At 47.4% G+C, this 21,543-nt stretch carries 12 protein-coding genes; 4 read left to right on the top strand and 8 right to left on the bottom strand.

The annotated features are described in order from the left end of the window. Window positions 1-39: 39 nt before the first annotated feature. The gene (locus KFF03_RS16720) at window positions 40-1,683 is read right to left on the bottom strand and encodes an ELWxxDGT repeat protein (RefSeq protein WP_255858060.1); all 1,644 of its coding nucleotides are present in this window, start codon (window positions 1,681-1,683) and stop codon (window positions 40-42) included. An 85-nt stretch (window positions 1,684-1,768) separates the two neighbouring features. After that, the gene (locus tag KFF03_RS16715; protein ID WP_255858059.1) at window positions 1,769-3,514 is read right to left on the bottom strand and encodes a hybrid sensor histidine kinase/response regulator; all 1,746 of its coding nucleotides are present in this window, start codon (window positions 3,512-3,514) and stop codon (window positions 1,769-1,771) included. Window positions 3,515-3,660: 146 nt separating this feature from the next. Here KFF03_RS16715 and KFF03_RS16710 point away from each other — a divergent pair, with 146 nt between their 5' ends. The 3 genes from KFF03_RS16710 to KFF03_RS17705 all read left to right on the top strand — a co-directional run bounded on the left by KFF03_RS16710 (window position 3,661) and on the right by KFF03_RS17705 (window position 15,441). Then, a complete protein-coding gene (locus tag KFF03_RS16710; RefSeq protein WP_255858058.1) occupies window positions 3,661-4,932 on the top strand; it encodes a bifunctional O-acetylhomoserine aminocarboxypropyltransferase/cysteine synthase in 1,272 nt (423 codons plus the stop codon). A 241-nt stretch (window positions 4,933-5,173) separates the two neighbouring features. After that, window positions 5,174-11,845, top strand: coding sequence for an OmpA family protein (locus tag KFF03_RS16705; protein WP_255858057.1), 6,672 nt, complete (start codon window positions 5,174-5,176; stop codon window positions 11,843-11,845). A gap of 245 nt (window positions 11,846-12,090) precedes the next feature. After that, the gene (locus KFF03_RS17705) at window positions 12,091-15,441 is read left to right on the top strand and encodes an OmpA family protein (protein ID WP_304941513.1); all 3,351 of its coding nucleotides are present in this window, start codon (window positions 12,091-12,093) and stop codon (window positions 15,439-15,441) included. 168 nt (window positions 15,442-15,609) lie between these two features. Here KFF03_RS17705 and KFF03_RS16690 read toward each other — a convergent pair whose 3' ends face one another. From KFF03_RS16690 to KFF03_RS16680, 3 genes are all read right to left on the bottom strand, one after another. Continuing rightward, window positions 15,610-16,890 (bottom strand): ammonium transporter, encoded by a 1,281-nt coding sequence (locus tag KFF03_RS16690; protein WP_255858056.1) that lies wholly within the window; start codon window positions 16,888-16,890, stop codon window positions 15,610-15,612. 68 nt (window positions 16,891-16,958) lie between these two features. After that, on the bottom strand, window positions 16,959-17,297 hold the full coding sequence (glnK, locus tag KFF03_RS16685) for a P-II family nitrogen regulator (RefSeq protein WP_255858055.1): 339 nt from the start codon (window positions 17,295-17,297) through the stop codon (window positions 16,959-16,961). An 81-nt stretch (window positions 17,298-17,378) separates the two neighbouring features. Next, window positions 17,379-18,044, bottom strand: a complete 666-nt coding sequence (locus tag KFF03_RS16680; protein ID WP_304941512.1) for a TorF family putative porin — start codon at window positions 18,042-18,044, stop codon at window positions 17,379-17,381. A 346-nt stretch (window positions 18,045-18,390) separates the two neighbouring features. Here KFF03_RS16680 and KFF03_RS16675 point away from each other — a divergent pair, with 346 nt between their 5' ends. Further along, the gene (locus KFF03_RS16675; protein ID WP_255858054.1) at window positions 18,391-18,630 is read left to right on the top strand and encodes an accessory factor UbiK family protein; all 240 of its coding nucleotides are present in this window, start codon (window positions 18,391-18,393) and stop codon (window positions 18,628-18,630) included. Between the two features lie 28 nt (window positions 18,631-18,658). On the opposite strand, the gene urtE is transcribed toward KFF03_RS16675, so the two are convergent. The 3 genes from urtE to urtC all read right to left on the bottom strand — a co-directional run bounded on the left by urtE (window position 18,659) and on the right by urtC (window position 21,432). After that, window positions 18,659-19,357: an urea ABC transporter ATP-binding subunit UrtE gene (gene urtE / locus KFF03_RS16670; protein ID WP_255858053.1), complete on the bottom strand. Its 699-nt coding sequence runs from the start codon at window positions 19,355-19,357 to the stop codon at window positions 18,659-18,661. Window positions 19,358-19,498: 141 nt separating this feature from the next. Then, window positions 19,499-20,263, bottom strand: a complete 765-nt coding sequence (gene urtD / locus KFF03_RS16665; RefSeq protein WP_255858052.1) for an urea ABC transporter ATP-binding protein UrtD — start codon at window positions 20,261-20,263, stop codon at window positions 19,499-19,501. Further along, window positions 20,260-21,432 (bottom strand): urea ABC transporter permease subunit UrtC, encoded by a 1,173-nt coding sequence (urtC, locus tag KFF03_RS16660; RefSeq protein ID WP_255858051.1) that lies wholly within the window; start codon window positions 21,430-21,432, stop codon window positions 20,260-20,262. The genes urtD and urtC overlap by 4 nt, the downstream gene beginning before the upstream one ends. Between the last annotated feature and the right edge of the window lie 111 nt (window positions 21,433-21,543).

The raw sequence follows: 21,543 nt of genomic DNA, 5'->3' as shown, positions 1-21,543 counted from the left end.
CTTTCTGCCCGAAAGCAGAAAGGGGCCGTAAGCGAATGCTTACTGTGGTGCTGCTGGTACGCCAACTAACAGGGGGTTACTGGCGGTAGCACCATCGTTGATGTCTTTTAACATCCTGGTGCCCGCAAACGTGCCATCAGTTACCCAAAGCTCCTGTCCATTGGCGGCCGTGGCTGCAGTAAAGTACAACTTGCCATCAAACTCGGTGAACTGGCCCATACTGCCATTGGTCACCTGGTCATTGATTTTTATGGTGTTGTTAGTGGTGCCGTCAGTCACCCACAGCTGTTCATCGCTCTGGACGATACCAAGACCAGGAATCGTCACATTCTCTTTGGCAATCAATACGGCTTTATTACCGAGTGTATTCATATCACGAATATCGGAAAGATTATCTTTCACTCGGGTGGTGCCGTTAAAGAAGCTGGTGGTGATCCATACATCATTATTGGCCAGAGTAAATAACAGTTTATCGCCAAATGCAGTCAGCTCAGCTGGCTTGGCTGTATTTTGGCCAAATACCGTGATAGCGCGTCTGGCAAAGTCATTTTTATCATAGAAGCCCGCGATATCACCGCCACCGAAGATGTAGCTGTATGCAACCCCTGTGTTGTTGCCGGCAAAAGAAACTAAGGTGAGTTCACCAATACCAGGGTCTGTGCCTAAACGTTGAACAGTATTCGACGTATCGATACGCAGCGCAGCGAAATTGCTACCAATGACATCATTATTTCCTATGAAGAACAGGCTGGTATCGTTGGCGACCATTTGTTGAATGCTGGCACCTACATATGGCGTGATTGTGCCAGCAGGGAGGCCAGCACTTGGTAAACGGTTTTGGTTAACACGGTGTAACGCCGTGCCTGCGGTTGTGCCATCGGTTGACCACAGCTCAAGTGTCGCTGTGTTCTCCGCGCTCGCAGCAAAATACACTTTGTTATTAAACACCACCATTTCAGTTGGGGTACCTGGATTAACACCCGTTGAACCATTGGTTACACGTACAGTACCGTCGGCGGTACCATCCGATACCCAGATTGCACGATCGGTATCATCGCTGGCAACAAACACCAGTTTATCGTCCAGAGCTGTTAATAAGGTTGGGTTGGCGTCGCCACTTGGGTGAATATCTTTCACCAAAACGGTGCCGTCTTCAGTACCGTTGGTTTTCCACAGCTCTTTACCGTTATCGGCGGTGGTTGCGACAAAGAACCACTCGTTGCCAACACGGGTAACGTGATGCGGCGAGCTGTCACCGGCCGGGTTAATATCTTTCACCAATGCTGTGCCGTTTTCGGTGCCATCGGTTGCCCAGAGTTCGGCGCCCTGGTTGACATCACCGGTTGCACTGAAGAACAGCTTTTCAGTGACAGGAGCTGGAGGGTTAGAGCCGCCGTCTGTTGGAGGAGTAGAACCGCCGTCTGTTGGAGGAGTAGAACCACCGTCTGTTGGAGGAGTCGAGCCGCCGTCTGTTGGAGGAGTCGAGCCGCCGTCTGTTGGAGGAGTAGAACCACCGTCCGTTGGAGGAGTAGAACCACCGTCCGTTGGAGGAGTAGAACCACCGTCCGTTGGAGGAGTGGAGCCCCCATCAGCAGGCGGTGTTGAACCACCACCGCCTCCACCACATGCAATGGTGATCATGGATGCGAATATCACAGAAGCTAACTTTATCTTGCCAGTCATAACATCTACCTGCGTTAACCTGATTTCTTCAGGAATCATTGAATAAGAGTTCAATCGCAGTGTATGTAAGTAGCGGGATCTGAGATCACCCCAGAGGGTGATCGTTTAACAGGCGTTGTATGGCCAGTCGTAAGCGGGCGGCCTGAACCGGTTTATGTAATACCACCAGTGAGCTTTGTTTCGCTTGGCGAATCCTTTCCGGGTCGGTGTCGCCCGTGAGCAATAAAGCCGTGATCGGGTGTTGGAAGTGATGCCGGAGTTGATTGATGGTTTGGATGCCATTTTCTTCATGGCGAAGGCGAAGGTCTGAGATGATCAAATCAGGAATATCTGAATGCGCGGAACAGTAAGATATTGCCTGCTGCAGGCTTTCACAGGCAGTGACCTTTGCTCCCCAGCTACGAAGCAACTCCGATATCGATGAGCGCACATAATTGTCATCATCAATCACAATAATAAATCGGTTATTAAAATTGTTATAGTGTGGCTGCTGGGCTTGTTCCTGGATGATTTGGCTGTCGTCGCCCAGTGGAACTTCAATCGTGAAGGTGCTGCCAATATTCACTTCAGAACTCAGCCGGATATTCCAATCTTGCAGTGTGCATAGACGCTGGACGATCGACAAACCGAGCCCCAGACCTTTTTGTTGATCCCGCTCAGGGTTATGCAGCTGGTGGAACTCACTGAAAATTGCTTGCTGCTCTTCCTCTGGAATACCAATCCCTGTATCGATAACAGACACAATAGCCAGATTGTCTTGTCGTTCAACCGTCAGTTGAATCTCACCTTTGGGTGTATATTTAACCGCATTGTTCAACAGGTTGCTGAGTACCCGGTTTAGCAGTATCGGATCAGCATAAACCGTCAGGTTCTCCAGATGACTTGTTAGTTTCAGAGCTTTTTCTTTGCAAGCGTTCTTTTGTGCGGCGAGCAGTTTCTCCAGTTGTGGTGCAAGCTTAATATGCTGAGGTTTGGGTGAGACGCTGTTGGCATCAAGGCGTGAAACATCCAATAAACTGTCCAGTAATTCAGACATGTTGTGAATACTGGCTTCCATTTTTTCGGCTGTTTGCGCCATTCCATCTTTAAATAACGATCGCTTTATATTACTGAAAAATAAACTGATGGCTTGTAATGGCTGGCGTAGATCATGGCTGGAAGCAGCGATGAATTTGGACTTTGCGAGCACCGCTGACTCTGCTTGCTGACGTGCCTGGTCCACCTCAAGGCGTAACTTAATCAGGTCAATCAACGTGATGTGGAGTCTCCAACCATAGGTTATGGCCGACAACCAGAAAAACCCCAGAAAAGAAATTAATAATATATCGTAATTAAGCTGGTATAGCCGGATAAACATCCCAGCCAATGGCAAACTGGCAAATAAAAAATAACCGGTTGGGTAATACACCATTGCTGGAGCCGGTGTAATAACAAGGGCAATGACAATAATTAATAATGCCGCAACATACACCAGATTTTCCTGATCGTAAAAGCTGGCCTCAGGCAGAAAAATAAACGGAGCCATGCACCAGGTAATCCCCCAGAGTGCTGACACCAGAATAATAACGCCTTCCCATTGACGGAAAGATAATAAATTGGGGAGTTTATAATCGATAGAATAAAAAATAATAGTGGATATTAATAGCAGTGATTGTAGTGCGAACCAATAAGTTGTGGTTTCATCTTCGAGAAAACTCCTGAAGACATAATGCACCAGGGCCCCGGTAATGATTCCACCAATCAAATGAGGTAACGCCTCGACCATAAAATTACGATGGCGTTCTCTATCAATTTGTAGTGATAAAGGGTGTTGCTTAAAAGACCTTAACATATAAATATCGTTGTTATTTTTGTGCGACTATATCAGTGTGTTTTTTATAAGCAATAGCCTTCGATTGGTCTTTTATATAAGGCTGGCTCTGATACACTCAGGGTATTCAAACAATAATATGTACACACATAATAAGGGACCATCGAATGAAAATTGAAACTCAGGCGCTTCATGCCGGTTTTAGTGAAGATCCAACCACGCGCGCTGTGGCTGTGCCGATTTACCAAACTACCTCTTACAGTTTTCGTGACACACAACACGGTGCAGACCTGTTTGACCTGAAAGAGCCGGGCAATATTTACACCCGTATCATGAACCCAACCAATGATGTGCTGGAACAGCGCATTGCCGCAATGGAAGGTGGCATTGCTGCACTGTGTATGGCGTCGGGTATGGCGGCAATTACAGCATCCATTCAGACTCTGGCTGCAGCTGGCGACAACATCGTTTCTGTTAGCCAGCTGTATGGTGGTACTTACAACCTGTTCGCACACACCTTCCCGCAGCAGGGCATCGAAGTCCGTATGGCGTCGGGTGATGATATTGCTGCGTTGGAAGCTCTGATCGACGACAACACCAAAGCACTGTTTTGTGAGTCGATTGGCAACCCAGCCGGTAACGTGGTTGACCTGAAAGCACTGTCTGACATGGCGCACAAACATGGTGTGCCTGTGATTGTGGATAACACAGTGGCGACGCCATATCTGTGTCGCCCATTTGAACATGGTGCTGATATCGTGGTGCACTCGCTGACCAAATACATCGGTGGCCACGGCACTACCGTTGGTGGCATCATCGTTGATTCCGGTAAATTCCCTTGGAAAGACAACCCACGTTTCCCGCGTTTTAACGAACCCGATCCGTCTTACCATGGTGTGGTTTACGCAGAAGCCCTGGGTGAGGCGGCCTTTATTGGTCGTGCTCGTGTGGTACCACTGCGTAACATGGGGGCAGCATTGTCACCAATGAATGCTTTCATGATTATTCAGGGCCTGGAGACGCTGGCGCTGCGTATGGATCGCCATGTTGAAAACGCACAGAAAGTTGCCGAATACCTGAGCGCGAACGAACAGGTTTCCTGGGTAAATTACGCTGGCCTTGAAAGCGACAAAAACTACGAAGTTGCACAGCGCATGGTGGGTGGTAAGCCATCAGCGATTCTGAGCTTCGGCATTAAAGGTGGCGCAGAAGCGGGTGCTAAGTTCATCGATGCGCTGCAGATGATCAAGCGTTTGGTGAATATTGGTGATGCCAAGTCTCTGGCTTGTCACCCGGCGACCACTACCCACCGTCAGCTGAATGAAGAAGAAATGAAGTCTGCTGGTGTGAGTACCGATCTGGTTCGCTTGTCGATTGGCATCGAACACGCTGACGACATCATTGCTGACGTAGAACAGGCGCTAGCTGCAGCTAAATAACCCCTTAGTTTTATAACCGTTCTCGACTTCACTGAAAATACAAGCCCTCAACCGGCAGCGGTTGGGGGCTTTTTTGTGTTAACAGGCTCTGGCCAAAGTCCGCCAGAATGTAAAAAGTGACTTCGAAATGTAAAAGATTCGTACGAAAATCATACTCGAGTGGTAATATCCCGAAACTTTGTATCTGAATAGTTAATAAGAACGGCTTAGCCGTCAAAAATATAACTTTAGGGATGGGTTTATGGGTCGAAATATTGTTTTACAGGTCGCTTTGGGGTTGTCCCTTGTTGCGCCTGTACAAGCCGCTGATAACGCTCCGGGTGGCGTTGATGGCGCAGTTTTGTGGTTGGATGCCTCTGATCCTAATGCGGATGGCTCTACATCCGGTGGAGCGTTTAGCGGGATTTCCAGTGCTAATCCCTGGAAAGATAAAACATCGAACGGGTATTTGACGGTACCGGTTGGTTCCAGCCCTGGCAACACGACCCCATGGAATAATCAGTCAGATATTGGTGATCAGCCAGCATTTTCTTTCAGAGAAGCTAATGCTGTTGCTTATCAGATCAAAAACAGCCGCGACGAAGCCTTAGATCTGCGCTCAGGTGTGGAGCCTGACGTTACTATTTTTACCGTTTACCGCACGTCCGGTGTCAGTACTTCACAGGGCAGTGCTTTATGGGGGCTGGATGACAATAACTGGGATCGAATGTTCTTCAATTCCTTTAATTTCAGCAGCAATAGAGAAAACGGCATTGTAGGTATTGGTCCTGTCTCGCAAAACATCTCGATCACCAATGCGGGTATTGCTGATGAAAACCGTCTGGTAACCGTCAGTTATCAGTTTGGTGAAAGCAATGGGTCATTTGTGAGCTTTAATGGGGTAACGGGTGGTACGGCTTTTACCCGTTTTACCGATACTACTTCGGATGATTTAGATACTGACCCTTCTAACCCTCTCGGTCAGCAGCCTGTATTTGCTATTGGTTGGGATGGTAATAATAACTATGCTCAAGCTGATATTGCTGAAATTATTGTTTTTGACAAAGCGTTAACGGCTTGTGAAGCGCACAAAGTTAATTTCTTCCTGTCTGAAAAGTATAAAAATGATTTTTGGGGCCCAATTCCGGACAGCGAACCTTGTCTGGTCGACTTATTTCAAAAAATTAAAGATTACGCCGATGGCGATGGCACCAGTCCAGCAGCACTAACCGTACAAGATTATATTAATGTTAGTGGTGACAACGTTTCTGCTGAAAATCTGGCTGCCGTTAATGCTGCCATCCTGGCTAAATCTTCTTCAGATATTAATACTGTTGCTGATGTTCAGCGCATTATTGATGAATCCATTATTCAGAATTATGCGGATACAAATGGTACCTCTAAGCCTGTGCCAACGCCTGAAATGTATGACTCCATTGGTGTGACAGGTGTAACTGATAGCAATATTAATCAAGTTAATATTGAAATTGCAGGGAAAACAAAAGAAGAGGTTGATACAACGGCAGAGGTACAGGCGATTGTTGATGCGATTGGTGCTTTTGTTATTGATATTAATCCGCTGAATCGAAACCTGGTCGAAGGTGAAGCTTTTGCCGTCACTCCAGCGCGTTCAGGTACTCCTAACGGTAATGTCCGTTGGAGCATATCAGGAATCGATGCAGCCTTATTTTCAATCGATGAGAATACCGGCCGTTTAACACTGAAAACTCCGGCTGATTTCGATACGTTAACCAATAACCCTATCCAGGTTACGATTACTGCGACGGATGATGGTGGTAATACCGACTCTAAAAACCTTGTTCTCACTATTTTAAAAGATACTGATGGCGATGGTACTGCAGATATCAATGATAACGATATTGATGGCGACGGCCTGAGCAACGTTGATGAAAATACAGTTCATGGTACCGACCCGAATAAAGCCGATACTGATGGTGATGGTGTTAATGATGCGCAGGAAATTAATACTGATGGCACTGATCCGCTGAAAAAAGACTCCGATGAAGATGGTGTTGAAGATGGCCAGGAAAAAACGGATGGCACCGACCCACTGAAAAAAGACTCCGATGAAGATGGTGTTGAAGATGGCCAGGAAAAAACAGATGGCACTGACCCTCTGAAAAAAGATACCGATGGTGACGGTATCGAAGACGGTCAGGAAAAAACCAACGGCACCGATCCACTTAAGAAAGATACCGATGGTGATGGTTCTGACGACGGCGTTGATGTATTCCCGAATGACCGCAACGAGCAGGTCGATACCGACGGCGACGGTACGGGCAACAATGCCGATACCGACGATGATAACGACGGTGTATCGGATGCGGATGAAGCCACTAACGGCACTGACCCGCTGAAGGAAGACACTGACGGCGATGGTTCCGACGACGGCGTTGATGCGTTCCCGAATGACCGCAACGAGCAGGTCGATACCGACGGCGACGGTACGGGCAATAATGCCGATACCGACGATGATAACGATGGTGTATCGGATACAGACGAGGCCACTAACGGTACTGATCCGCTGAAGAAAGATACCGATGACGATGGCGTAAACGATAACGAAGACGCTTTCCCAACGAATAAAGACGAGTCAGTTGATACCGACGGCGACGGTACTGGCAACAATGCCGATACCGACGATGATAACGATGGTGTATCGGATGCGGACGAGGCCACTAACGGCACGGACCCACTTAAGAAAGACACTGACGGCGATGGTTCTGACGACGGCGTTGATGCGTTCCCGAATGACCGCAACGAGCAGGTAGATACTGACGGCGACGGTACGGGCAACAATGCCGATACCGACGATGATAACGATGGTGTATCGGATACGGATGAAGCCACCAATGGCACTGATCCGCTGAAGAAAGACACTGATGGTGATGGCGTAAACGATAATGAAGATGCCTTCCCAACCGATAAAGATGAATCGGTTGATACCGATGGTGATGGTATTGGTAACAACGCTGACGACGACGATGATAACGACGGTGTATCGGATGCGGACGAGGCCACTAACGGCACTGATCCGCTGAAGAAAGATACCGACGATGATGGCGTAAACGATAACGAAGATGCTTTCCCAACGAATAAAGACGAATCAGTTGATACTGATGGTGATGGCACAGGCAACAATGCTGATACCGACGATGATAACGATGGTGTATCGGATGCGGATGAAGCCACTAACGGCACCGACCCACTGAAAAAAGATACTGACGGCGATGGTTCTGACGACGGCGTTGATGCGTTCCCGAATGACCGCAACGAGCAGGTCGATACCGACGGCGACGGTACGGGTAACAATGCCGATACCGACGATGATAACGACGGTGTATCGGATACAGACGAGGCCACTAACGGCACTGATCCGCTGAAGAAAGATACGGATGACGATGGCGTAAACGATAATGAAGATGCCTTCCCAACCGATAAAGATGAATCGGTTGATACCGATGGTGATGGTATTGGTAACAACGCTGACGATGACGATGATAACGACGGCGTTAAAGATGAAGATGATGCTGAGCCTACTAACTCTGACAACGATGATGATGGTGATGGTGTTTCAAATGCGGATGAAAAACGCATTGGTACCGATCCGACGAAGTCTGACTCAGATAACGACGGCATCAACGATAAAGATGAAATCGGCGATGATCTGAATAATCCTCGTAACACCGACGGTGAAGATGAAATCGATGCATTGGACAGCGACTCCGATAACGACGGTGTTAGCGATGCCGATGAAAAACGCATTGGTACCGATCCGACGAAGTCTGACTCAGATAACGACGGCATCAACGATAAAGATGAAATCGGCGATGATCTGAATAATCCTCGTAACACCGACGGTGAAGATGAAATCGATGCATTGGACAGCGACTCCGATAACGACGGTGTTAGCGATGCCGATGAAAAACGCATTGGTACGGATCCGTTAAAAGAGGACTCAGACAACGATGGCATCAACGATAAAGATGAAATCGGCGATGATCTGAATAATCCGCGTAACACCGACGGTGAAGATGAAATCGATGCATTGGACAGCGACTCTGATAACGACGGTGTTAGCGATGCCGATGAAAAACGCATTGGCACGGATCCGTTAAAAGAGGACTCAGACAACGACGGCATCAACGATAAAGATGAAATCGGCGATGATCTGAATAACCCTCGTAACACCGATGGTGAAGATGAAATCGATGCATTGGACAGCGACTCCGATAACGACGGTGTTAGCGATGCCGATGAAAAACGCATTGGTACGGATCCGTTAAAAGAGGACTCAGACAACGACGGCATCAACGATAAAGATGAAATCGGCGATGATCTGAATAATCCGCGTAACACCGACGGTGAAGATGAAATCGATGCGCTGGATAACGACTCCGATAACGATGGTGTTAATGACAAAGATGATTCTGAGCCATTAAATCCAGAAAATGATTCTGATAATGATGGTGTCCCGAATTCAGGTGATACAGCACCAGAAGACGGTACGAACGACACCGATGGCGACGGTATTTCAAACGAAGACGAAGTTGCAGCGGGCACTGATCCTGAGAAGAAGGACAGTGATGGTGACGGTGTTGATGATAATGCTGAAGTTGCTGCAGGGACTGATCCGTTAAAAGAAGACACTGATGGCGATGGCGTGAACGATAAGGACGATGTCGACCCGAATGATAAAAACAGTGACTCCGATAACGACGGTATTTCGGATGAAAAAGAAACTGAGCTGGGTCTGAACCCTCTGGATGAAGACTCTGACAGCGATGGCATCAAAGACTCTGATGAAATCACCAACAATGGTGAAGGTACTCAGCGTGATACAGACGGTGACGGTACCATCGATGCATTGGACAATGACGATGATGGTGACGGTACTCCGACTGCTGATGAATTGAGTGATAACAATGATGACGCGGATAACAATCCATTAACACCGGTCATGGATACCGATGGCGATAATATCCCAGATTATCTGGATAACAGTGATGACACGACGGATGGTACCGGTGGTGATTCGGACAACGATGGTCTGACCGATAAGCAAGAATGTGCATCTGCGCCAAACTGTGCCGATAGCGACCAAGACGGTATTCCAGACTTTATGGATGATGATTCCGATAACAACGGCATCAAAGATGAAGATGAAAATGCTCCGCTGATCGATACTGATGGTGATGGCACGGCTGATTTCGCCGATACCGACGATGACAACGACGGTACTTCGGATACGGACGAACTGAATGGCGTGACTGATCCTGGCAATGCTGTGGACTCGGATGCGGATGGTATCGATGATTACAAAGATGCCGACGATAAGGCTAATGAAGCCGGTACTTCGGATAACTCAGGTGATTCGGATAAAGACGGTATCAGTGACGAGGTCGAGCGTGGTGATGGCGAAGAGCCGCGTGACAGTGATGGCGATAATATTCCGGATTACATGGATGACGACTCGGATAACGATGGCATCAAAGATTCAGATGAAAAAGGTGATTCTGAAACACCTCGTGATACCGATGAAGACGGTACACCGGATTACCGCGATGAAGACTCCGATAATGATGGCAAGACGGATGCTGAAGAGTGCCCGGATGCGTCGGCGTGTAACGACAATAATGACGATACCACACCGGACTATCTGGATAACGACATAGACGGCTCTGCTGATCCGGATACTTCTCCAGTCGCGCCAACACCTGGGCCAACTCCAACACCTGAACCAAGCCCAGCGCCTGGTGCAGGTGATAACTCGGGTGCTCAGGAGCCTGGCAAAGTGAAAACCGGTGTTAGCGGTGCTGGTAATATGAGCGTTAACCTGCTGCTGGTTCTGGCATTGCTGGTGATCTTGGGTCGGACTCGCCGAGTACGCTCTTTTGGTTTTATGTTGATGGCAGCTCTGCCATTAACCTCTCATGCCGAATGGTGGGATGAAATGAATGTGTATGTGGGGGCTGGTGTAGGTCAAAGCACACTGGATCCTGATACATCCGATACTAATTTGGATCAGAAAGATGATCATGATACGGGCTGGAAATTAACCGCTGGCTGGGATTGGAATGATCATATTTCAATTGAAGGTTATTACGCTGAGCTGGGCGATGCGAAGTTCCGCCCGCAAGGTTCGATCAATTACCGCATGGTGGGCGGTGATGTGATTGGCCATTATTGGTTAATGGGGGAGCCGCGCCGTCAGGGCAGCATCGCTCTTTACGCCAAAGGTGGTTTGAACCATATGACCAACGATGGCAAAAACCTGGCTTATGAAAAACAGGAAGTGGCTCAATTAATGTTGGGTGCGGGGGCTGAATATTACCTGCCAAAAGCCTTTAGTCTGCGTTTGGAATTTGAGTCTTACGATAAAGATGCCTCGTTATTATCGCTTAACCTGATTAAACGTTTTGGAGCAAGCAGCCAGTATCAGCCTGCTGCAAAAGCCACTGAACCTCAACCGGTTGTTGCTGAGGTTGTGGAGCCAGCAATCGCAGAAGAGCCGGTCGTAGAAGCTTTGGTTGTTGAAGAAGCAGTAGCCGCAGAGCCATCCATTAAAGACGTGGATGTGATTGTTGCGGATATCGGCTTTGCGGTTAACTCATCAAAGCTGGCTGAAAAAGAGCAAGACTTGCTGAAACAGGTAGCAGCTGACATTCAACAAAGTGAAAACCTTCAGGTTGAAGTTCAGGCGCATACCGATGCTTCTGGTTCGGCTAAATACAACGAATGGTTATCACAGCGCCGTGCTGAATCGGTAGCCGCTTTCTTGATTGAGCAGGGTGTTAATGCTGAGCAATTAACCGCGATCGGTTATGGTGAAAGTCAGCCTCGGGCGAGCAATGAAACCGCAGAAGGCCGGGCGCAAAACCGTCGGGTTGAGTTTAAAGTGTTACAGCGCTAATCATCCAATCATCTGCAAAACCTTTAAAGCCTCCACCGGAAACGGTTGGAGGCTTTTTTGATGATGTAAAAAGTTATGACTTTAAAACGAATGGCGCTGGCGACCTAGCGCTGATGGACTAGTCTGATAATCACTTACTAACTGAATAGTTATTCAAGGGTGTGGTTATGAGAAGAATGGTCTGCCGTGCGTCAATCGCGTGCAGTTTGGCTGGTATTTTATCGATGACGGGCACGGCTTCTGTTATGGCAAGCAGTGCCCCGGCGGATATCAGTAACGGTTTATTATTATGGCTGGATGCGTCGGATCCGGAAAACGATGGCACACCTCCGACAACCTATGAAATCAGCACGTCTACTCCTTGGCAGGATAAAAGTGGGAATGGTTATGTAACGATTCCTGTGGGGAGCCAATCCTCTAACGTAACACCTTGGGTTCTGTCATCCGATATTGGGCAACAACCTGCCTTTCGTTTTTCTGCGGGCAATCAGGTGGCGTACCAAATTAAAACTCGCGGTGTGGATGGCATTGCAGGCAATGCCGATGATGCTGAATTGGATTTACGCCCCACAGCTCTTCCTGATATCACGATCTTAACGGTTTATCGCACAACGGGCCCTAGCCAAGACCAGGGCAGTGCATTATGGGGGATTGATAACCTCAACTGGGACCGTATGTTTTTTAACTCATTTGGTAGCTCAACCCCCAAAGACGGTATTGTTGGTATCGGACCTGTTGGACAGAACGTTCCCATTATTGATGCCGGTATTGCCGATACCAATCGCTTGGTGACAGTGAGTTATCAATACCAAGCAAATAATGGGTCATTTGTAAGTTTTAACGGCTCCGATAATGGTGCTTCGTTTACACCTTTTACAGATACAACTCATTTAACTGATCAACAGGCAACTTTTGCAATTGGCTGGGACGGTGATAACAACTATGCCCAAGCCGATATTGCTGAAGTGGTTGTTTATGACCGTGCATTAAATGTTTGTGAGGTTCATAAATTAAATTTGTTTTTGTCTGATAAATATCGCGATGACTTTTGGGGGCCGCTTTTAATTAATGACCCGTGTATTGCCGATTTATTAAAAGAAATTCAGGATTATGCCGACGGCGATGGTGTTAACCCCGGGCCATTAACACCTGATGATTATCGTGATGCCAGTATTCGGGATGTTGACGATGAGAATATTGATGTAGTAAATCCTGCTATTTTAGATAAAGACGGTATGGATTTGGATACCGTTGAGAAAGTTCAGAAAGTGGTTCATGAAGCTATTATCCAGGCCTATGCAGATACCAATGGAGCCTCAGAAAAACCGACCGTTGAAATGTATAACAGCCTGGGAGTTACCGGGGTCAATCAATCTAATATTGATATTTTAAATAATGAAATTGCCAGCAAAGGGAAGCTAGATGTAGATACTTTGTTGGAGTTGCAGGATATTGTGGATAACCTGGGCGCCTTTACTATTAATATTAATCCTACTAGCAGGCAACTAACCGAGCGTCAGCCATTTTCGTCATCTGCAGTAGTTGTAGGAACCCCGACAGGAAGTTTGACATGGAGCCTGAGTGGCCCGGATGCCAACTTATTTGAGATAGATAACAGCGGCAATATTACTCAGAAATCTGCGTTAGTATTTGATTCCTTACCGAATAACCCATTACGCATTACCGTATCGGCAACTGATGACAATATTACGGACTCAAAAAGTCTGATATTAACCATTCTCAAAGATACTGACAGCGACGGCATTGCCGATAATAGCGATGCTGATATCGATAATGATGGTGTTTTGAATGCTGATGATGATGAACCTTCAAACCCTCTGAATGATAGTGATAACGACGGTGTTGCTAACAATCAGGATGCTGAACCAGAAAATCCGAATAATGATTCTGATAATGATGGTCTGCCAAATAACCTTGACTCAGAACCAACGACATCCGCTGTTGATCATGATAACGATGGTATTCCCACGCTAACTGAAAATGCCTTAGGCCTTAATCCGCTCAGTGATGACTCCGATGGCGATGGGGTCAAAGATGCTTCGGAGCTTGAAAATAATGGCCAGGGTACACAGCCGGATACTGATGGTGATGGGACTATCAATGCGCTCGACAGTGATGATGACGGCGATGGTATTTTGACCTTGCGCGAAAATACCTTAGGCCTTAACCCACTCAGTGATGACTCTGACGGTGATGGGATTAAAGATGCTTCAGAGCTCAACAATAACGGTCAGGGCACCCAACCGGATACCGATGGTGATGGCATTATTAATGCCCTAGATACTGATGATGATGGCGATGGAATCTCAACAGCGATTGAAATAAGCCGAGGTACTGATCCGTTAAATCAGGATTCTGATAATGATGGCATCTCCGATGCGGGTGTTTGTTTACCGGGTGCCCCCTGTAACGATACATCTATACCAGAGCCTCAAGGCGGTGTTGAAACTGGTATCCGCGGAGCCGGTAGTCTGAATCTGCTGTTTATTCTTGTATTAGCGGCGCTGGTGCTGGGCCGCCGTTATCGTTTACTTCTGCTGGCGTTACCACTGGCAGCCAATGCGGCTGATGCCGACAAGTCAGGCTTTTATGTCGGCGCGGGTATCGGCAATAGTTGGCTGGAACCAAAAACCTCCGGTGATTTTCGGGTAAAAGATAAAACAGATACCGCGTATAAGCTGACGGCAGGTTGGGACTGGACTGAGTTCCTGTCGTTTGAGGGTTATTACGCCCGGTTGGGAGAGTCTCGTCTTAGCCCACAAGGTAAAATTGATTACCGTATGCTGGGAGCAGATGTTATTGGCCATTACTGGTTGTACGGTGTGGCGAGGGAAGAGGGGAGCCTGGCGCTTTATGGTAAAGGTGGCTTTAATCACATGACCAACGATGGCAGAGGATTAAGCTATAAAAAACAAAAAACAGCTCAATTGATGTTTGGCTTAGGTGCTGAATATTATTTGCCAAAAGCCTTTAGTGTGCGTTTGGAATGGGAATCTTACGATAAAGATGCCTCGTTATTATCGTTAAATCTGATCAAACGTTTTGGTCATCATACGGCATACAAAGCTGTAGAAACACCGGTTCCTGCTGAAGCTGAGCCAATGGTGGTGAACGCTGTTGCTGAACCTCTCCCGGTTGAAGACACCATTGCTCCGGAGGTTACAGAACCTGTTATCGTAGAAGAAGCTGTAGCAGTTGTGCCTGCTGAGGCGGTATCGGAATCCATCGCAGAGTTAGATGTTGTTATTGTTGAAATCGGTTTTGCGTTGAATTCAGCTGAGCTGACATCTCAGGATAAACAGACATTGGATGCGTTGATCAGTGATATTCAACAACACTCACAAGCGCAGCTTGAAGTGCAGGCACATACCGATAACCAAGGGTCGGAAAAATACAACCAGGCGTTATCACAACGTCGGGCTGAAGCTGTTGTTGCTTATATGGTTGAGCAGGGCATTAGCAACGAACAATTAACGGCTGTGGGTTATGGTGAAAGCCAGCCTCGTGAGAGTAATGACACAGCAGAAGGCCGGGCAAAAAATCGCCGGGTTGAGTTTAAAGTGTTGCAGCGTTAACAACGCGATTGATCGTTCAATACGATAAATACAAAAAAGCCAGTTGATCTCTCAACTGGCTTTTTTGTGCGGGGAATTTCAGCCTGGTTTAAAACGGCAAAAACCGCCCTGATAAATCAGGGCGGTTTTTAATCAGCTAAGATGCTGTTGAGTTGAGGCTGCTTCAGATTACTTAGAAGCAGTGAACTCTGGGTATGCTTCCATACCACACTCAGACAGATCCACACCTTCGTACTCTTCTTCTTCAGTAACACGCAGACCCATCACAACTTTGATGATGCTCCATACGATCAGAGAAGTTACGAATACCCATACGAAGATAGTTAACATACCGACCAGCTGACCCATGAAGGTTGCATCAGCGTCTGACAGCAGTACCGCGAAGATACCCCAGATGCCTACAACACCGTGTACAGAGATAGCACCTACCGGATCATCAATTTTCAGCTTGTCCAGAGTCAGGATAGAGAACACAACCACAATACCACCGATAGCACCAATGATGGTTGCCAGGAATGGGCTTGGATCAGCAGGCTCAGCCGTGATCGCAACCAGACCAGCCAGTGCACCGTTCAGAGCCATGGTCAGATCCGCCTTACGGAACAGAACGTAAGCAGTAATCAGAGCGGCGATCAGGCCACCAGCAGCAGCTGCGTTAGTGTTCAGGAATACGCTGGCCACTTCGTTAGCTACCGCAATGCCACCCAGTTTCAGAGTAGAACCACCGTTGAAACCGAACCAACCCATCCACAGGATGAACATACCCAGGGTTGCCAGAGGCAGGTTTGCACCAGGAATTGCACGTGCTTCACCATTCGGGCCGTATTTACCTTTACGTGGACCTAACAGTAATACACCGGCCAGAGCGGCTGCAGCACCTGCCATGTGAACAATACCGGAACCCGCGTAGTCAGAGTAGCTCAGCTCGTACAAACCAAATACTGCATCGCCATTCCAGGTCCAGCTACCTTCCATTGGGTAGATAACACCGGTCATTACTACTGCGAATGCCAGGAAAGCCCACAGCTTCATACGCTCAGCAACTGCACCAGAAACAATCGACATGGCCGTTGCTACGAATACTACCTGGAAGAAGAAGTCAGAAGCGCCAGAGTAAACAGAGTCACCACCGAAACCAGCTTCATGAGAAGCGGCCAGTACGCCTGCTACAGCTTCGTCAGTCATGCTTGCAACACTGTCAGTGCCGCTTAAGAAGAAACCGCCGCCGTACATAAACTCATAACCACATACCAGGTACATGGTGCACGAAATCGCAAACAGAGCGACGTTTTTAGTCAGAATTTCTGTGGTGTTTTTAGAGCGAACCAGGCCCGCTTCTAACATAGCGAAACCAGCCGCCATCCACATTACCAATGCGCCACACACCAGAAAATAAAAGGTGTCCATGGCGTATTGCAGTTCATAAATATGATTCAGATTTTGTTCCATGCTAAGCCCCCCGCATTAGGCTTTAGATGCTATTCGATGTTCTTAAAACAGTGCTCTCAGTGAGAGAATCAAACTGCGTCAGCGCCGGTCTCACCGGTACGGATACGAATGATTTGTTCCAGAGAAGTTACAAAAATTTTGCCGTCACCGATTTTGCCGGTGTTCGCTGCTTTAGTGATGGCTTCAATCACTTTGTCAGCCAAGTCGTCAGAGATAGCGACTTCAATTTTTACTTTAGGCAGGAAATCAACAACGTATTCCGCGCCACGATACAGTTCAGTGTGACCTTTCTGGCGGCCAAAACCTTTTACTTCAGTGACGGTGATGCCCTGAACGCCGATCTCAGACAGTGCTTCACGCACGTCGTCCAGCTTGAACGGCTTAACAACAGCAGTAATGAGTTTCATAGAAAACCCCTTAAGTTGAATGCTCGAGAAAATTCAGTGTGATCAATGGCCCATGCGGGGGCACGGGCCATTGTATGCTTTTTACAGCTCAATAGGCAGGCTATAAGACACAACTACTTTAGTATCTTCATCAACAGCACCGGCATCTTCATCAATGTCCAGAGATTGATCGACCACTTTACTCAAAGTGAAAGAGATGTTGTCGTTATAGGCATAGCTCAAGTCCAGGTGAGTGTAATCTTCATCACCGTCGTCAGCCTGACCCAGAGTTGCAGAGAAGGCACCTGCTTCTGCACCTAAAGTGAAGTAGCTGTAGTCATCGTTACCAGCCAATACATAGTAGTAAGAAGCAGATACTGGGCCGTATGCACCAGAGATGATCAGGTCTGAAGTCTCAAAGGTGTTGCCACGGCCATTAACGGCATCATCACCAGAATAAACATAAGTCCATGCGCTTACGTCATAGCTGAAGTCACCAGCTTCGCCACCGTAACCCAAGTACAGGTCGTATTCCTGGCCCAGTTCTGTATCACCAGATGAAGTCCAAACACCGGCATAAGCACCACCAGAGCTAACAGTCAGATCACCAGAAACAGCAGCAGCGCCGTTACCCAGATCCTGACCACGCCACAGGTACATATTCGCTACTGCTGCGGATGCAGATACTTCAACTTCTGCTTGTACCGCTGGTACAGCTGCTGCAGTCATTACACCAGCCAGAGCAATTGCTTGAGTTAATTTTTTCATCGTTCTTTTCCTTCGCAGTTATTTTCAAACTTTATTGATCGATGCAGATGCACCGTTTTAATTCTGTGATTAGCTATTAGCAGCGGGTGTGCCAACTTTTAAAAACCGCAGAAAAACAGACTCTTACGATCAGGTTTAGCGAATTTGCAAAGAAAAGTGATTTCATCTTGGTGCATGCACCATAATTGAGCACTAAATTGGAGCGTCTGCTTGCTGGTGTGTGCACTAAAAAAATACACGGGTCGCCGGGTGGCCTTTTAATGGGGCGGTAAGCGTTGTGTATGCTGATAAATGTGATTCACTGGTACAATATGGGTCAAAATTAAAGAATGATTGAGAATCTGACATGATTAACCCTGCCCAAATCAAACAAATGGCTGATGAGTTTCTGGAGAAGTTACCAACACCGGGCATTCCGGAAGATATGAAATTACTGATGCGAGGGCAGCTTCAGTCCATGCTGACGAATGCTAATCTGGTGACTCGCGAAGAGTTTGATGTGCAGTTAGAAGTGCTGCGCCGCACCCAGGCTCAATTGGTTGAGCTGGAGCAGCGCTTAGCTGAGTTAGAGAAGAAAGCCGATTAAAGCCTGTTTTCTGGCGGTTTGTATTAAATCAAATCGCCAGCAGTTCGCGGGCCTGTTCAGACGTTTTTAATTCATGGCCTGCGCCGGAGGCCACCACGCGGCCACGCTCCAGAATAATAAACTCATCCGCCAGCTCAGCAGCAAAGTCGAGATATTGTTCGACCAACACAATGGCCATTTCGCCACGATCCCGCAGCAGTTCAATTACCCGCTGAATATCTTTAATGATCGACGGTTGAATGCCTTCAGTCGGTTCATCCAGAATCAGCAACTTAGGGCGCAGTAATAACGCCCGGGCAATGGCCAGCTGCTGTTGCTGACCACCGGATAAGTCACCACCACGGCGCTTCAACATTTGTTGTAACACCGGAAATAGTGAAAATATTTCCGGGTCGATATGACGCTGATTGCGCGGCAACGCTGAAAACGCGGTTTGTAAGTTTTCTTCCACCGTCAGCTGAGCAAAGATATCGCGCCCCTGAGGCACGTAGGCAATGCCCTGACGCGCCCGATCTGCCGGGGATAGTCCATCAAGCTGGCCATCGATCCAGCGAATCTGACCGTTCATGGTATCCAGTTGCCCGGATAAAGCTTTCATTAAGGTGGTTTTACCGACCCCATTACGCCCTAACACACAAGTGACTTTGCCAATTTCAGCCTGCAGGCTGACATCGTATAACGCCTGACTGGCTCCGTAGGCGACGTTTAATTGGTTGACTCGTAACATAATTCTTAATCTCAATTCTGATAAAGCGTTATTGAAGCAGCTGATACGAGGCAAAAATTGATGAAAAGACGGAGTTTATAAATCATAAATGAGTATTTTGAATCAATTTTTAACAACGTAGCAGCAATGCAAATAGCTTTATTACCGACCCAGGTACTTTTCAATAACCTCGTCATTGGCCTTAACTGAGGCTAATGATCCTTCTGCGAGCACGCTACCTTCATTGAGTACCGTCACCCGACAATCCAGCGCATCAATAAAGTCCATATCGTGTTCCACCACCATCAGTGAATGGCTTTTCGCCAGCTCTTTAAACAGTTCAGCGGTTTTCATGGTTTCTTCATCGGTCATACCCGCAGCGGGTTCGTCAATTAATAACAGCTCCGGCTCCTGGCCCAACAACATGCCAATTTCTAACCATTGTTTTTGACCATGGGATAAATTGCCCGCCAGATTGTGCAATTGATCGCCCAGATCAATCATGCCCAGAATTTCATCCAGTTTGTTCTTTTGTGCTGACGATAATTTATGGCGTAATGCCTGCCAGACAGAACGACCACCTTTTAACGACATTTCCAGATTTTCAAAAATTGTTAAGCTTTCGATGACACTCGGTTTCTGGAATTTCCGACCAATACCTAAGTTCGCTACCGCGGCTTCATCGTATTGGGTCAGATCGTGATGATTGTTAAATAACAAGGTGCCTTCATCGGGTTTGGTTTTGCCGGTAATCACATCCATCATGGTGGTTTTACCGGCACCATTCGGGCCAATAATGGCGCGCATTTCTCCCGGCTCAATTAATAAAGACAATGAGTTTAAAGCTTTAAAACCATCAAAACTGACGGTAACACCATCCAGATACAAGACTGATGGATTTTCAATATGCAGAGGTGCCTGACTCATGAGTTACCTCCTTGAGGAATTACCGGAATATCATCGGCAGCGTCATCGCTTAATTGTTTTGCTGCCCGTTTTTCTTTGATTTGTTGTACTAAACCCACCACACCTTTTGGCAGATATAAGGTGGATAACACAAACAAGCCACCCAACAGGAATAACCACAACTCAGCAAATGCACCGGTAAAATAGGTTTTGGCGTAGTTCACAATAAAGGCACCAATCACAGCACCGTATAAGGTGCCACGGCCACCCACCGCTACCCAAATAATCATCTCAATGGATAAAATCGGAGCAAATTCACCTGGATTAATAATGCCCACCTGAGGAACATACAAAGCACCGGCCACACCGGCCAGCATGGCAGACACCACAAAAACAAAGAGTTTGTAGTGCTCAACCCGATAGCCAATAAAGCGGGTACGGCTTTCAGCATCGCGAATAGCAACCAGAACACGGCCCAGTTTAGAGTCAACAATAAAGCGACTGATTAAATAACCCAGAATTAACGCCAGCGCCGAAGCAATAAATAATGCCGCACGAGTCGAGTCTGATTGCAGGTCAAAGCCCAGAATATCTTTAAAGTCGGTTAAGCCATTATTGCCGCCAAAACCCATATCATTTCGGAAGAAGGCCAGCATTAAGGCATAGGTTAGAGCCTGAGTAATAATGGATAAATACACCCCGGTTACGCGGGAGCGGAAAGCCAGCGCACCAAAAACAAACGCCAGAATGCCCGGCGCAGCCAGAATCATAATGGCGGCAAACCAGAACTGATCAAAACCAAACCAGTACCAAGGCAATTCGGTCCAGTTCAAAAACACCATAAAGTCGGGAAGTTCCGGATTACCGTAAACACCACGATCACCAATCTGGCGCATCAGGTACATGCCCATGGCATAACCACCCAGGGCAAAAAAAGCGCCATGCCCCAGGCTGAGAATACCGCAGTAGCCCCAGATTAAATCCACCGCCAGCGCTAACAGGGCATAACACAGGTATTTGCCCAGTAATGTCATGGTGTAGGTGGAGATGTGAAAAATGGACCCTTCCGGAAATACCAGATTGCAGAAGGGAACAATGATCGCCAGTGCCAGAATAGCAATAACCAATCGCTGCCCGGCTTTGTCGTTAGCCAATAATGAAGTGATTGGCCCAAGTTTTATATCTTTCATAAAGATTTCCTTTATCGCCTGACTGCATTGCAGTTTTAACGCAGGACGTCGTAAATACATCCCTGTAGACTCCCTTTTTGCATCCCTGCAAAAAAGGCCTGCTTATAAAAC

This window comes from Bacterioplanoides sp. SCSIO 12839 (genome assembly GCF_024397975.1).
Taxonomy (GTDB): Bacteria; Pseudomonadota; Gammaproteobacteria; order Pseudomonadales; family Oceanobacteraceae; genus Bacterioplanoides.
The sequence above is the reverse complement of the archived record's forward strand: the minus strand, read 5'-3'. Positions and strand labels throughout refer to the sequence as shown.

Excerpts from the sequence above, each read along its gene's own strand:
- glnK (WP_255858055.1), bottom strand. The coding sequence starts at position 17,297 with ATGAAACTCATTACTGCTGTTGTTAAGCCGTTCAAGCTGGACGACGTG.
- KFF03_RS16710 (WP_255858058.1), top strand. The coding sequence starts at position 3,661 with ATGAAAATTGAAACTCAGGCGCTTCATGCCGGTTTTAGTGAAGATCCA.
- urtD (WP_255858052.1), bottom strand. The coding sequence starts at position 20,263 with ATGAGTCAGGCACCTCTGCATATTGAAAATCCATCAGTCTTGTATCTG.
- KFF03_RS16715 (WP_255858059.1), bottom strand. The coding sequence starts at position 3,514 with ATGTTAAGGTCTTTTAAGCAACACCCTTTATCACTACAAATTGATAGA.
- KFF03_RS16720 (WP_255858060.1), bottom strand. The coding sequence starts at position 1,683 with ATGACTGGCAAGATAAAGTTAGCTTCTGTGATATTCGCATCCATGATC.
- urtC (WP_255858051.1), bottom strand. The coding sequence starts at position 21,432 with ATGAAAGATATAAAACTTGGGCCAATCACTTCATTATTGGCTAACGAC.
- KFF03_RS16705 (WP_255858057.1), top strand. The coding sequence starts at position 5,174 with ATGGGTCGAAATATTGTTTTACAGGTCGCTTTGGGGTTGTCCCTTGTT.
- KFF03_RS16675 (WP_255858054.1), top strand. The coding sequence starts at position 18,391 with ATGATTAACCCTGCCCAAATCAAACAAATGGCTGATGAGTTTCTGGAG.
- KFF03_RS16690 (WP_255858056.1), bottom strand. The coding sequence starts at position 16,890 with ATGGAACAAAATCTGAATCATATTTATGAACTGCAATACGCCATGGAC.
- urtE (WP_255858053.1), bottom strand. The coding sequence starts at position 19,357 with ATGTTACGAGTCAACCAATTAAACGTCGCCTACGGAGCCAGTCAGGCG.
- KFF03_RS16680 (WP_304941512.1), bottom strand. The coding sequence starts at position 18,044 with ATGAAAAAATTAACTCAAGCAATTGCTCTGGCTGGTGTAATGACTGCA.
- KFF03_RS17705 (WP_304941513.1), top strand. The coding sequence starts at position 12,091 with ATGGCAAGCAGTGCCCCGGCGGATATCAGTAACGGTTTATTATTATGG.